Raw genomic sequence first — 13,420 nt, forward strand, 5'->3', positions numbered from 1 at the left:
GCGTTGCGCAGCACGGCGGCCGCATCGTCGGGCAGCTTCACCAGCGAGCCGCCCTTCACCGGCTCCATCACCACGACGGGCAGGTTGCGGGCGCGCGCCGCCTCGTAGCACTTGCGCGACTCCACGGTCTCGCTCTCCCAGTCCGCGTAGTTCACCTGCAGCTGCACGAAGTCGACCTCGGGATGCGCGTCGAGCACCGCCTCCAGCGCGTCGGCCTTGTCGTGTATGGAGAAGCCCAGGTTGCGGACGAGCCCCTCGCGCTTCTTCTCGGCCAGGTAGTCCCACAGCCCCCAGTCGTCGAACAGGCGCGTGCGCTCCTCGCCCAGGTTGTGCAGCAAGAAGAAGTCGAAGTAGCCTGCGCCCGTCTGTTCGAGCGACGTGTCGAACATCGCGCGCGCGTCGGCCGCGTCCTTCGCCATCCACGCCGGCAGCTTCGTGGCCACCTGGAACGACTCGCGCGGGTAGCGGTCGACCACCGCGGCCTTGAGCGCCGCCTCCGAACGGCCCCCATGGTAGCCGCGCGCCGTGTCGAAGTACGTGAAGCCCCCGTTCATGAACGTGTCCACCATGCCGGCTAGCGTGTCGAGGTCGATCTCCTTGGAGCCGTCCGCCCCTTCCACCTCTGGCAGCCGCATGAACCCGAAGCCCAGCTTCCCGATCTCGCCCATCGATTTCCCGCTTTCTCCCGACGCCGTCCCCGCCGCGCCAAAAATCCGGCGCGCATCTGACCCATTATCGCAAAACGGCGTGTGGCCGCAAGGCGCGTTGCGAAAAACACGGAGCCCGAAAGGCTCCCGTCTGCGATAATGGGCGCAGGCACCCAACGGAGCCCATGCGAGCCTGCCCGCAGGAAGGCGGCCCGCTGGCGCCGGTTCGCGGGCGCCGACCCACGGCCGCCGTTCCACGTGCGCCGTTCCGTGAACGCGAGAGAAGGGACTTGCCATGCTGCACGAGATAAGCTTTCCATCGTCGAACGACCGGGACCAGGTGACGGGCTGGGTCTACGTCCCTGCCTGCGAGCCCGAGGGTGTGGTGCAGCTCATCCACGGCTTCGGCGAGCATTCCCGCCGCTACTTCCATATGATCGTGGCGCTCATGGACGCCGGCTTCATCGTGGCCGCCGACGACCACGTGGGCCACGGCGCAACCGCCATCGCGAACGGCACCTGGGGCGACTGGGGCGACGCGGGACCGCACACCATGATGGAGGACGAGAAGCGGTTCAAGGACCTCGTGTGCGAGAAGTACCCCGACCTGCCCTACTTCCTGTTCGGCCACTCCATGGGCTCGATGATCGCGCGCGACTTCAGCGCGAAGTACGGCGACGAGCTGGCCGGCGCCGTCTACTGCGGCACCACCGGCATCTTCAAGAACACGCACGAGGTGCGCGCGAAGCTGGACGAGGCCATCGCCGCCGGCAAGGGCCACGAGAGCGACCCGGCCTTCGTGGGCGAGCTGATGGGCTGGATGTTCGCCCGCTGCGAGGAGGGCGCCTCCCTCGGCAACGAGTGGATCTGCCACGACCCCTCCGTGCAGAAGGACCACGCCGAGGACCCCTTCGACGCGTTCACGCATCCCACGCACAACGTGAGCCTGCGCGACTTCATCGACATGATGCTTTGCATCGAAGGCACCGAGTGGGCGGCGAAGGTGCCCGCCGACCTGCCCGTCCTCTGTGTCGCCGGCGACCAGGACCCCGTGGGCAACTACGGCGAGGGCGTCTACCAGTGCGCCAACTGGCTGGCCGACACGGGGCATGAGGTGACCACGAAGCTCTACACCGGCTACCGCCACGAGATCCACAACTACGACGACCTCAAGTTCGAGGTCGAGGAGGACCTCATCAGCTGGCTGATGATGCACCTGTAGACGCGAAGGTGTGACAAGGGCGTGACAGGGGGACGGGGATAATGTCACGCTCCGCGACGCGCCACAGCCGAGAGAAGCGAAAGGGAGCGTGACATTATCCCCGTCCCCCTGTCACGCCCCCTAGACGCGCTCGGCGTAAATGTCGGCGTTCACGTGCCAGGAGCCATCGTCGCGCACGTTGACGTTCTGCCAATGGAAGCGGTCGTCCTCGATGGACGCGAACACCCATTTATGCCGTCTGTCGCCAAGGTTCGTGAGGACGACCATGTCGCCTTCACGCCGCGCCTCGAGCCGGAAGATCTTCCCCGCGTAAGCGTAGGCGACGTCCCATGCATGCGTGCCCGGGTTGTAGACGCGCAGTGAGGTGCCGTACTCGGCGAGGGGATGCGGCGTCTCCGTCCGCACGTCGCGCGCCGGCAGGATGATCACGTCCTGGATGCCCATGCCCTCGAGCACCCGAGCGAAGATCCACTCTCCTTCGACCGAAGAGGACAGGTTGCGATCGAGGTAGTCCAACCTCCAAGAACCGACAAGCTTCCCGAACCAGTCGTGCTCCTCCGGAAGCTCCGGGCTCCTGCCGTCGCTCACCAGCGCCTTGACGAACTCGTCCATACGCGCGCCCTCCCATCTCGTCCCAGCCCGCCCGCACACGATCAAGTATACCCGAGCAGCCGGTGCGGGAACCGCTCGTTCGAGGCAACGCCTCCTGATGACCTCCCGCAAACGGCACGTCATCAGCTCGATACGCCTCCCTCGCCCACGAGCACCCCGCATCACAATGGGGCCGTACCTTCACCTTGAGAGATTGGAGAGCCCGTGTACTATTCCAGCGGAAACTACGAAGCGTTCGCCCATCCGGCAAAACCAGAGGGCATCGAGGACAAATCGGCCTACATCGTCGGCACCGGGTTGGCCGGCTTGACGGCCGCCTGCTACCTTATTCGGGACGCTCAGATGGACGGCTCGCGCGTACATATATTCGAACGCGACGCCGTGCCGGGCGGAGCCTGCGACGGATGGGAATATCCCCAGATCGGCTTCACCATGCGCGGCGGGCGCGAGATGGACAACCACTTCGAGGTGATGTGGGACCTGTTCCGCTCCATACCCTCCATCGAGGACGAGAGCATGAGCATCCTCGATTACTACTACCGGCTGAACAAGCAAGACCCCAACTACTCCTTGTGCCGCGCGACGGTCAACCGGGGCGAAGACGCCGGTCTCGACAACACGTTCGGCCTGTCCGACAAGGCGTGCAGGGAGATCATGAACCTGTTCTTCACTCCCGAAGAGCAGCTCGACGACAAGGCCATCACCGACTACTTCTCCGACGACGTGCTCGATTCCAACTTCTGGCTGTATTGGCGCACCATGTTCGGATTCGAGAACTGGCACAGCGCGCTCGAGATGAAGCGCTACATCCAACGTTTCGTGCACCACGTCGGCGGCCTGCCCGACTTCAGCGCGCTGCGCTTCACCCGCTACAACCAGTTCGAATCCCTCATCTTGCCCACGGTGAACTACTTGAAGGGCCACGGCGTGCAGTTCCATTTGAACACCGAAGTCGTCGACGTCACGTTCTCCAGCACTGAGGAGCGCAAAGTGGCCACCGAGGTGCAGACGATATGCGAGGGAGCGCCCAAGGCCTTCCACCTCTCCGAGAACGATCTCCTGTTCATCACCAACGGCAGCTGCGTGGCCAACTCGTCCTTCGGGTCGCAAGACGAGCCGGCGCAGTTCAACACCGTGCTCGAACCGGGAACCGGGTTCGACCTGTGGCGGCGCATCGCCCGGCAGGATCCGTCGTTCGGGCGCCCCGAAAAGTTCATCGGCGATCCGGAGAAGTCCAATTGGATGAGCGCCACCGTCACGACGCTCGACGAGAAGATCGTCCCCTACATCGAGAGGATTTGCCGCCGCGATCCGTTCTCGGGAGGCGTCGTAACCGGCGGCATCGTCACCGCCAAAGACTCGAACTGGCTTCTGAGCTGGACATTCAACCGGCAGCCCCAGTTCCGCGCCCAACCCGGCAACGAGCTGTGCGGCTGGCTGTACGGCCTGTTCACCGATGTGCCCGGGAATTACGTGAAGAAGGCCCTGCGCGAATGCACCGGCAAGGAGGTCTGCATGGAATGGCTGTACCACCTGGGCGTTCCCGAATCGCAGATCGAGGAGCTCGCCGAGAACAGCGCCAACACGGTTCCGTGCATGATGCCCTACATCACGGCGTTCTTCATGCCGCGCGCCGCTGGCGACCGCCCCGACGTCGTGCCCGAAGGCGCGGTGAACTTCGCGTTCATCGGCCAGTTCGCCGAAACACCGCACGACACCATCTTCACCACCGAGTACTCCATGCGCACCGGCATGGAGGCGGTCTACACGCTGTGCAACGTCGACCGCGGCGTGCCCGAAGTGTGGGGCAGCGCGTTCGACATCCGCGACCTGCTGAACGCCACGACGCTCATCAGGGACGGCAAGCCCGTCACCGACATGGAGATGAACCCCCCTCGAGAAGCTCTCCCTGCATGAAGGTATCGAGAAGCTCAAGGGTACCGACCTCTACGGGCTGCTGGCCGAGTTCGGCGTGATCCCGTCCGACGGCGCCAACGCATCCGCGCCCGCCACCGGAGCGGTGTACCCCGGCATGCACTAAACGTTTCAAAGCCGCATGCCCCTGCTGAAGAGGGGCATGCGGCCAAGCAGGACGCCGGCAGGCGCCTCTACACGTTGAACTTGAAGTGCATGACGTCCCCGTCTTGCACCACGTACTCCTTGCCTTCCTGGCGGAGCTTGCCGGCGTCGCGGCAGCCTTTCTCGCCGCCGAGGCCCACGTAGTCCTCGAAGGCGGCCGTCTCGGCCTTGATGAAGCCGCGCTCGAAGTCGGTGTGGATGACGCCGGCGGCCTGGGGGGCCTTGGCTCCTATGGGGACGGTCCAGGCGCGCGTCTCGGTCTCGCCGCTCGTGAAGTAACTCTGCAACCCCAGCAGCTTGTACGCCTCGCGCACGAGGCGAGCCAGGCCGCTCTCCTCGAGGCCCATGGCCTCCAGGTACTCGCGCGCCTCGGCCGGGTCGAGCTCGGCCAGGTCGGCCTCCACCTTCGCGGAAATGGGCACGGGCGCGCAGCCGTCGATCTCGGGCAGGTCGGCGTCCAGCTGGTCCTCGTCGACGTTGGCGATGTAGAGCATCGGCTTCATCGTGAGCAGGTGCAAATCGTGCAGCGCGGCGCGCTCGTCGTCGGAGAGGTCGAGCGTGCGGGTGCGGTGCCCCTCGTTCAGGCCCTCGAACACCTTCTGCGCGGCGGCCACCTTGGCCGCACCCGCCTTGTCGCGCTTGGCCTCCTTCTCCAGGCGCGGCAGCGCCTTCTCGAGCGTTGCCATGTCGGCGAGTATCAGCTCGGTCTTGATGGTGTCCACGTCGGAGAGCGGGTCCACCTTGCCCGCCACGTGCACGACGTCCGGGTCGCCGAAGAAGCGCACGACCTCGCAGATGGCGTCCGTCTCGCGGATGTTCGCGAGGAACTGGTTGCCCAGGCCCTCGCCCTGGCTCGCCCCCGCCACGAGGCCCGCGATGTCCACGAACTCCACAGTGGCCGGCACGATGCGCGCCGGATGGTCGATCTCGGCCAGCGCGTCGAGGCGCGCGTCGGGCACCGGCACGATGCCGACGTTGGGCTCGATGGTGGCGAACGGGTAGTTGGCCGCAAGGCCGCCCTTGTTCGTGAGGGCCGTGAACAGCGTGGACTTGCCGACGTTCGGCAGGCCGACGATACCGATGGAAAGCGACATGGGACTTCCTTTGACGATCGATGCAAACGTATCGTCCCATGATAGCAAATGAAGAGAGGCTGTGCAGGTACGCGCGGCTATCCCTCTGACCTCTTGCGGCACTCCTCCAGCGTGGAATCGATGATCAGCAGGGCCGACTGGGCCGCATCGAGGAGAAGCGCGCCCTCGTCGGTCAGCTCGTTGTCGCGCGAGCGGTCGAACAGCTCGAAGCCGAGCTCTTGCTCAAGCGCCTTGATATGGTTGCTCAACGTGGGTTGGGAGACGAACAGCTTCTCGGATGCCGCCCGGAAGCTGCCGTAGTGGGCAAGCGCCACGAACTCCCTCAAAAGCTCGATTTTCATCGAAGCCCCTCCCTTCCGAACCTCGAACGCCCGCTGCGCACGTCCCGCGCCCGCCTCATAGCCCGCCCCGGGAAAGATGCTCGCGAAACGCCTCGAGGACCGGCACTATGCAAGGTCGCTCGGAGATTGGCCGGTACACCAGGCTTCGCGGCATCAGCAAAGGAGCATCGTCGACCAGGTCCCTGATCACGTAGCCTTCCCGACGGGCGAAATACTGCGAGAGCATCGATTTGATGGAGATGAAGATCGAATCTCCCAAGTCGACGGTCCAGAAGCTCAGGAGGTTGTCCATGGGGATGAGATGGAACCTCAAGTCCATGCCATCGCCCAACATATGAACGATGATGCGCTTCCAGCTCTCCGACTCTATGACGTCGAGCTGGGCTATCTCTACGCCGCGCAGGCGTTCGCGCGTCAGGGGGCCCTGCGCGAGCGGGTGGTCCTTCCTCATCGCGATGGCACATGGCTCGTGCCCGTACCGTTCGTAGCGCAAACCCATGCCCGCGGCCTCCGCCCGCAAAGACGGCAGCAGGTCAAGATCGTACATGACCATGACATCGGCGCCCTCTTGCGTGAACGGGTACAGCATCGGCCTCTTGTTGTCGTAGCTCGCAAAGGCGTAACGACACGGACAGCTCTTCTCAAGCATAGCGCGCAGTTCGAAGACCGAGCAGCGCAGCGATATGTTCACCACCGGGTCCTGCTCCTCACGCAGGTCCGCAAGCGCATGGCACCGCTCCAAGCCCGAGTCGATTACCTCCAGCGCCCGTTCCATGCCGTCAAGGAACACCATCCCCGTCTCGGTGAGCTCGTTGCTGTCGGAGCGATCGAACAGGGCGAACCCCAGCTCCTGCTCAAGACCCCTCATATGGTTGCTCAACGTCGGACGCGCGACGTACAGCCCGTCTGCGGCCTCTTGGAAGCTGTCGCATCGAGCCGATGCGACGAACTCCCTGATATGCTCCAGCTTCACGGCGTCCCTCCCCCGACCATCCCGATCCGAGCATTCGCCTTGATGATACCGGGTGTCCCCCTTCCCGGCAACAGCTTCACGCACCTCTTCGCAGGCAAAGCATCCCACCTGCGAAGCCAAATCGAATCGGCGTATAAAAAATGCGAACGCTCGCCCCTGTCGCATCCTCGTTAAGATACTCACGCCCGTTAACGAGGAGCAAGGCGCAGGACAGCTTGAGGGGAGTCCGCGAAGCTCACGCGCGAAGCTTTGCGCATCTCTGCAACCTCCAGCAAGTTCTCGCCGCGAAAAACCGCGACTTCAAGAAAGAAGGAGAAGCATACGCATGAAGCATGTCGAAGGAACCATCCTGGGCGCTGCCATTGGGAGAAGGAGCTTTCTGAAGGGCTCTGCCGCGGCAGTCATCGCGGCCGGCCTGGGATCGAGCTTGTGCGAAAGCCAGCCCGCCGTTGCCGACGAGAAGAAGACCGGCGCAAGCGAGGACATCGTCAAGCCCGGCACCTGCCGAGGGGGCTGCGGCGCCGGCTGCCAGATGAACGTGCACGTCCGAGACGGGAAAATCGTCAAGACGTCCCGGAGAAAGCAAAGCGACCCCGACGTAACCCGCGTTTGCAACAAGGGGCTGACCCATGCGCTGCGCGTCTATGCTGAAGACCGCCTGAAATATCCCATGAAGCGCGTAGGCGAGCGCGGCGAGGGCAAATGGGAGCAGATCAGCTGGGACGAGGCCATCACCACCATTTCCGACAAATGGAAAGAGGTCGCCGAGAAGCACGGCCCTCGAGCCAACGGCTTCCTGTGCGGCTCCGGAAACATCACCCCCGACTCCCAACATGGAAAGCGCCTGTGCTCCGCCATGGGCGCAACGCTGCTCGATGCCGCCCAAGACCGCGTCTTCTACGCATCGTTTCCCCCGATCGTAGGCTCGTTCAAGGGGGCCGGCGGAGGCGGTCGCAACGACCTCAAGAACGCCAAGCATATATTCATCTGGGGATTCAACCCTTCCGAAGGCGATAGCCAGACGTTTCATTACTTCCTGCGTGCAAAGGTCGAGCATGGCGCCAAGATGATCGTCATCGATCCGACGTTCACCATCGCAGCCTCGAAAGCCGACCTGTTCGTCCCCATCCACCCCGGCACCGATGGCGCCCTTGCCTTGGCCATGGCCAATGTCTTGGTAAACGAAGGCCTTGCCAAGGAAGACTTCCTGAAGTCGGACACCGTAGCTCCGTGCCTGGTCAAGGAGGCGGACGGCAAATACCTCCGCCTGAGCGATATAGGCAAGGCCACGGTCGGCGCGCCCGAGGACAAGTGCGTCGTACGCGCCGAGGACGGATCCCTGGGCGCGCTGGGCGAAGTTGCCAACCCGGTGATCCGCGGCACGTTCGCCATCGAGGGCATCGAGGTGAGAACGGCATACGATCTGCTGCTTGAGCGCGTGTCCGAGTGGACCCCCGAGAAGGCTTCCGAGATCTGCGACGTTCCCGTCGAAACCATCAGGGAACTTGCCCACCTGGTCCAAGACGGCCACAACTCCGTCAACATAGGCCTTGGCCTCGACCACGTCACCAACGGCATGGCAACGTTCTCGTCCATCCTCTCCATGTGCATGATCGCCGGCCAGTACGGCCACCCCGGCAACACGGCGAAGGGCATGTTCCGCGGCGAGATATCCATCGGATGGATGCCTTACGGCCTCGCGAACCCCAAGGGGGCGCCCGGCAGCCAGGTGTTCTACTCGCCCGCCCTGCTCAACTGCATGGAATCCAAAAAATACGGCGACAAGGACATCAACATCAAGACCCTCTACATCTGGGACCACAACCTGTTCGGCACCCAGGTGGGAGGCGTGCGCTGGCGCAAGTTCCTGGAAGACGTCGAGCTTTTGGTGGTGGCCGACGTGGTCTCCACCAGCACCACGAACTACGCCGACATCGTCTTGCCGGCCTGCCATTACTTCGAAACGGAAACCGCCTCGGGCGACGACACGCGCTACGTGTTCCATAACGCGAAGTCCGCAGAGCCTCTGTACGAGTCGAAGAGCGACTTCGACATCTTCAAGATGCTGTTCGAGAAGATGGATTTGCAGGAGTACGACTTCAAGGACATCGACGAGCTCATGAACGCCGTATTCGACAACCTCACGGCGAAGAAGATCAATCTCACCTGGGATCGCGTGAAGGAAGAGGGATCGGTCCTGACCTTCGAGCCCGACGATCGCGTCATGGGCCAGGAGGGCACGTACGGCACGCCGACGGGGCGCCTGCAGTTCTACCAGGAATCCATCCCGCTCGACACCGACTACGGCCAGACGATCGACTTCATGAAAGAGCGCCTGCCCTACTGGGAGCCGCCCATGGAGGCCTGGAAGGAAAACCCCCTGGCAGAGAAGTACCCGTTGGTGTTCACGTCCGAGCGAAGCAAGTACAAGGTCCATACGCAGTACACGCGCGTGCCCTGGCTGCTCGAGTTCGAAGACGAGCCCTACGTTGCCGTCAACCCCGTAGACTGCGAAGCGCGCGGCATCGCCGACGGCGACTACATCCGCATGTTCAACGATCGAGGCACCTGCACGCTGCGCGTGCGGTTCAACAACGGCATACGCCCCGGCATGGTCGTGATCGACCACGGCTGGGATCTTGACCAGTTCGTCGACGGGTTCTACTGCGACCTGCTGGGATACAACGTAACCCCCGTGGTGGCGAACAGCTATTACTTCGACACGCTCATCGAAATCGAGAAGGCAACGGTCTAGAAAGGAGGAGCCTGCATGCATTACGGAATGGCAATCGACCTGCAGCTGTGCTTCGGCTGCACGGAATGCGCGGGTGCAAATCGAACAACAACCTGCCCAACAACATGTGGTGGAACCGCGTGCTGACCGACGGAGGTGACTACCCCGACACCGCAAAAGGCACGTATCCCCAGGTAAGCATGGCTCACTACCCCGTCGGGTGCCAGCATTGCGCAAACCCGGCCTGCGCGAAGGTCTGCCCGGTCGGGGCGACCTGGCGCGACGAGAAGACGGGCATCGTGGTGCAGGACGTCGACAAGTGCATCGGCTGCCGCATGTGCATGGGCGCCTGCCCCTACAGCGCCCGCACGTTCAACTGGGAAGAGCCGGCCTACGCCGTTGACTTCCCCCTGGGCGACTTCGATGCCCCCAAGCACGTTGCCGGCGCGGTGGAGAAGTGCACCTTCTGCGCCAACCGCCTTGCACGCGGCGAAGAGCCCGCCTGCATGGAGCACTGCCCCGGACGAGCGCGGTACTGGGGCGATCTGGACGATCCTGGCAGCGACGTGTCTCGCGCGATCGCAGGACGTCCCACCGTTCGCTTGCTGGAAGACAAAGGCACGGAGCCTTCCGTGTACTACTTGGCGTAAAGGAGTGCCTCAATGACTGAATCGACCACGATCAAACGCTCCTCGACCGCCGTCCTGCTTGGGATATTCGCTGCGTTCGCCCTTGCGGGAACCGCCTGCTTCGTCTTCCAGACCATGCAGGGCCTGCACGTGGCAAACCTGGGCAACGACGTCACCTGGGGCCTCTACATCGTCGGCTTCCTGCTGTTCACCGGCGTTGCCGCAGGATGCTTGCTGTTCGCCTCGGCACCGTTCGTCTTCTCCGGCCTGGAAGCTTACCGCCCCTATGCGCGCGTGGCCTCCTTCGTCGCCGTAGCATGCGGATGCTTGTGCGCGGGCCTGTTCATCTTGGTGGATACGGGAAACCCGCTTCGCGCGTTCTCCATCCTGACCAGCTTCCAGATCATGTCCCCCTTGTTCTGGGACACCGTCATCCTGATTGCCTACGTGGCGCTGGGCTGCGCGTTCACCGTCGCGCTCGTCAAAGCGGCCGAAGGCAAGTTGGCCGAAAGCTCCGTGCGCCCCTTGGCGATCGCCGTGTTCGTCGCCGCCCTGCTGGTAACGGTGACCTCGCTGGCATTCGCGCTCCAGGTAGCACGTCCCACCTGGAACAACCCCGGCCTGATGCTCTCGTTCTTCATCGCGGCCGTCGTTGCCGGCGGATCGGTGCTCGTCATCGTGTACGCCATGCTCGACCGCAGCGGCTATCTGCCCATGAGCGCGAAGGTGGCCCGCGGCTTCTCGCGCGCCGTCGCCCTGTTCCTTGTCGCCGAGCTCGCCTTCTCGCTGACCGAGGCGTTCAGCGGCCTGTACATCGCCGTGGGCGAAGAGGCCGCCGTTGCCGCCTGGCTGACAAGCGGACCGGGAGCACCCTTCTTCTGGATGCAGGCAGCATGCGCCGCAGCCGGCATCGCGCTGCTTCTGCAAAAGTCGCAGCCTCTGCACGTCGCGGGAGCCGCCCTGGCCTTTGCATCCATCTTCCTGGTGAAGTACAACATGCTGCAAGCGCAGCTGCACAACCCGCTGATCGGCTTCGCGGGCCCCGTTGCCGCGCCGGGAGCCCCGGCGGGCGCGTACTTCCCCGCAATGATCGAGTGGGGCGTGGCGCTCGGCATCATCGGCATCGGACTGCTCGCCCTCACGTTGGGCATCTCCAAGCTCAAACTGGGAAAGTAGTCGCGCCCCCCGGGTGCGGATGCCCGCCGCGCGCGCGGCAACCCGCACCCCAGCCAACCCCTCCTCGGGCGGGAAGGCCCTCCCCTCACCCTCCTCCGGCCCTCCCGCCCTTTCCCTTCGTACGAGCAAAGGAGCACCCTCGATGAGCAACGCTGCGACCGGCAACCCGATGCACCCGGACCTTCTGCGGTTCCAAGGATACGCTGATTTCTTCAGGCTGGCGTCGATGTTCTTCCTAAGCCCCTCCGAGGAGCTTGCACAGGGAGTCATCGACGGCAGCGTCTTCGACGACATGCGCGCCATCTTCGAAGACGCCGGCCTCGACCCCTCATGCGCGGCTTTCGCGCACGAGAGCGCGCTCCGTCGGGAAAACCCCACGGCAAGCGAAATGAGAACGGAGCTCCGGCGCGACTACACCGCGTTGTTCACCCATCCCGAACGCCCTCTCGTGGCAATCTGCGAGATGAGGTTTCGGGATGGGCGCGACCGTGCCGAGACGCCCTCCACGCCCTTCCTCAACGAGGCGGCCCTGCATGCCGAGAGCTGCTACCGCGCGGCAGGCCTCTCCCTGGACGGCAGCCGGTCGCGCGAGCCGGGAGACCACCTCGCCATCGAGCTTGAGTTCATGGCCTACCTGAACGCCCGCCTGGCCGAGGCACTCGAGCGCAACGACCTCGACGCGCACCGGCGCTGGGAGGAGGCGCTCTCCGAATTCGAGCCGCACCTGACCAGCTGGGTCCCCGACTTCTTCAGCGCATGCGAGCGCTCGGGGTGCGGCACGGTGTACCCCTGGCTCGGCCGGATAGGGGCGGTCTTCATGGAACGGTATCTCAAGGACCGCGCATAGCGGCAGGGCCCGCCCCGCCTCTGCGCCCCCCGCCAGGGAGGCGCAGAGGCTCCTTAACGGGGGAACCGCACCTCCGGGTAGTAGCATGACAGGCCGTCCGCGCAGGCGGCGGCGCGCTCGGGCGGCACGTCCATGCGCTCGAGGTACTCCTGCTCGTCGGCGCACGCGCGCGCGATCTCCACGTTGCACACGACGGCCTCGATGTCGCGCAGGATGCAGGCCGAGTCGTCCGAGCGGCCCACGATCTTCGCCGCCGCCACGCCGGCGCGCTCCAGACGGTACACGGCGCACAGGCCGCAGGCGGTACGGTGGAACCGCCCGTAGGCCTCGTTGTTCTCGCGTGCGGCACGCGAAAGGCCGCTGCCGCGCCCCACGGTGTAGAACTCCCGATCGGCGTGGCGCACGTCCCAGCAGAGCGCATTGCGGTCCTGGAAGTGGCGGCCCAGGCAGTAGCCGTCCGCGAAGATGCAGCCGTTGCGCATGAGGAACGCCTCCAGCTCCAGGTCGGGCACGGCTTCCGCCAGCGCCTCGATCTCGGCCAGGCCCATGTCGCGCGGCACGATCACGCGCGTGCAGCCGAGCTCGCGGTAGAAGCGGGCGATGTCGGCGTTGTACACGCCGCACATGGTCGACGCCACCACCGCCAGGCCGCTGTCGGCTGCCGGCTCCACGGCCTCCGGCACCGACACGATGACCCCCGCCGCGCCGGCCGCGTGCAGCCGCTCGAAGTAGCCGTATAGGAAATCCAGCTGCTCCTTGGTGTAGGCGTTCGCGTTGAAGGTGACGTAGAGCCTCTTGCCCAGGCCGTGCACCTCGTCCACGATGTCGAGCACCTCGTCGAAGCCGTAGGGGTTCGCCTGACGCTGGAAGCCCGTCATGCGGTTGAGGTCCGCCACGTCGCCGAAGCGCTCATGCCAGGCCGCATCGTGGAAGCCCACGTAGAACTCCTCGCCGCCCGCCTCGGCATAGCGCCCGAGGTACGCCCGGTCGTTCACCGGCACGAGCGGGTTCATCGCGCGCTCCCGGCAGCCGCGAGGGGCATGCAGGCCGCCGCCCCGCCCTGATC

Annotated in this window: 12 protein-coding genes; 6 read left to right on the plus strand and 6 right to left on the minus strand. The window is 64.6% G+C overall.

The genetic code is table 11. The features are described from left to right. Positions 1 to 668: aldo/keto reductase (locus GPA_RS14920; RefSeq protein WP_197533112.1), on the minus strand; the 668-nt coding region annotated here is incomplete at its 3' end. Positions 669 to 942: 274 nt separating this feature from the next. Between GPA_RS14920 and GPA_RS14925 the strand changes: the two genes are divergently transcribed. Beyond that, a complete protein-coding gene (locus GPA_RS14925; protein ID WP_015540378.1) occupies positions 943 to 1,869 on the plus strand; it encodes an alpha/beta fold hydrolase in 927 nt (308 codons plus the stop codon). A 120-nt stretch (positions 1,870 to 1,989) separates the two neighbouring features. On the opposite strand, the gene GPA_RS14930 is transcribed toward GPA_RS14925, so the two are convergent. After that, a complete protein-coding gene (locus tag GPA_RS14930) occupies positions 1,990 to 2,481 on the minus strand; it encodes a hypothetical protein (protein WP_015540379.1) in 492 nt (163 codons plus the stop codon). 204 nt (positions 2,482 to 2,685) lie between these two features. On the opposite strand from GPA_RS14930, the gene GPA_RS14935 reads away from it, so the two are divergent. Further along, complete coding sequence (locus GPA_RS14935) at positions 2,686 to 4,398, plus strand: oleate hydratase (RefSeq protein WP_231847670.1); 1,713 nt, start codon at positions 2,686 to 2,688, stop codon at positions 4,396 to 4,398. Positions 4,399 to 4,589: 191 nt separating this feature from the next. Here GPA_RS14935 and ychF read toward each other — a convergent pair whose 3' ends face one another. From ychF to GPA_RS14950, 3 genes are all read right to left on the minus strand, one after another. Beyond that, positions 4,590 to 5,654 carry a redox-regulated ATPase YchF gene (gene ychF / locus GPA_RS14940; protein ID WP_015540380.1) on the minus strand — a complete coding sequence of 355 codons (1,065 nt, stop codon included), beginning with the start codon at positions 5,652 to 5,654 and terminating at the stop codon, positions 4,590 to 4,592. Between the two features lie 77 nt (positions 5,655 to 5,731). Continuing rightward, positions 5,732 to 5,995: a LysR family transcriptional regulator gene (locus GPA_RS14945; RefSeq protein ID WP_015540381.1), complete on the minus strand. Its 264-nt coding sequence runs from the start codon at positions 5,993 to 5,995 to the stop codon at positions 5,732 to 5,734. A 55-nt stretch (positions 5,996 to 6,050) separates the two neighbouring features. Next, positions 6,051 to 6,968: a LysR family transcriptional regulator gene (locus GPA_RS14950; protein ID WP_167536687.1), complete on the minus strand. Its 918-nt coding sequence runs from the start codon at positions 6,966 to 6,968 to the stop codon at positions 6,051 to 6,053. Between the two features lie 325 nt (positions 6,969 to 7,293). Between GPA_RS14950 and GPA_RS14955 the strand changes: the two genes are divergently transcribed. From GPA_RS14955 to GPA_RS14970, 4 genes are all read left to right on the plus strand, one after another. Next, positions 7,294 to 9,723, plus strand: a complete 2,430-nt coding sequence (locus GPA_RS14955; RefSeq protein WP_015540383.1) for a molybdopterin-dependent oxidoreductase — start codon at positions 7,294 to 7,296, stop codon at positions 9,721 to 9,723. A 65-nt stretch (positions 9,724 to 9,788) separates the two neighbouring features. Continuing rightward, positions 9,789 to 10,352, plus strand: coding sequence for a 4Fe-4S dicluster domain-containing protein (locus GPA_RS14960; RefSeq protein WP_015540384.1), 564 nt, complete (start codon positions 9,789 to 9,791; stop codon positions 10,350 to 10,352). Between the two features lie 12 nt (positions 10,353 to 10,364). Next, a complete protein-coding gene (gene nrfD, locus GPA_RS14965; RefSeq protein ID WP_015540385.1) occupies positions 10,365 to 11,507 on the plus strand; it encodes an NrfD/PsrC family molybdoenzyme membrane anchor subunit in 1,143 nt (380 codons plus the stop codon). 142 nt (positions 11,508 to 11,649) lie between these two features. Further along, positions 11,650 to 12,354: a TorD/DmsD family molecular chaperone gene (locus tag GPA_RS14970; protein ID WP_015540386.1), complete on the plus strand. Its 705-nt coding sequence runs from the start codon at positions 11,650 to 11,652 to the stop codon at positions 12,352 to 12,354. A gap of 53 nt (positions 12,355 to 12,407) precedes the next feature. Here the strand turns inward: GPA_RS14970 and GPA_RS14975 are convergent. Then, positions 12,408 to 13,420: peptidase U32 family protein (locus tag GPA_RS14975; protein WP_231847671.1), on the minus strand; the 1,013-nt coding region annotated here is incomplete at its 5' end.

This window comes from Gordonibacter pamelaeae 7-10-1-b (assembly GCF_000210055.1).
Taxonomy (GTDB): Bacteria; Actinomycetota; Coriobacteriia; order Coriobacteriales; family Eggerthellaceae; genus Gordonibacter; species Gordonibacter pamelaeae.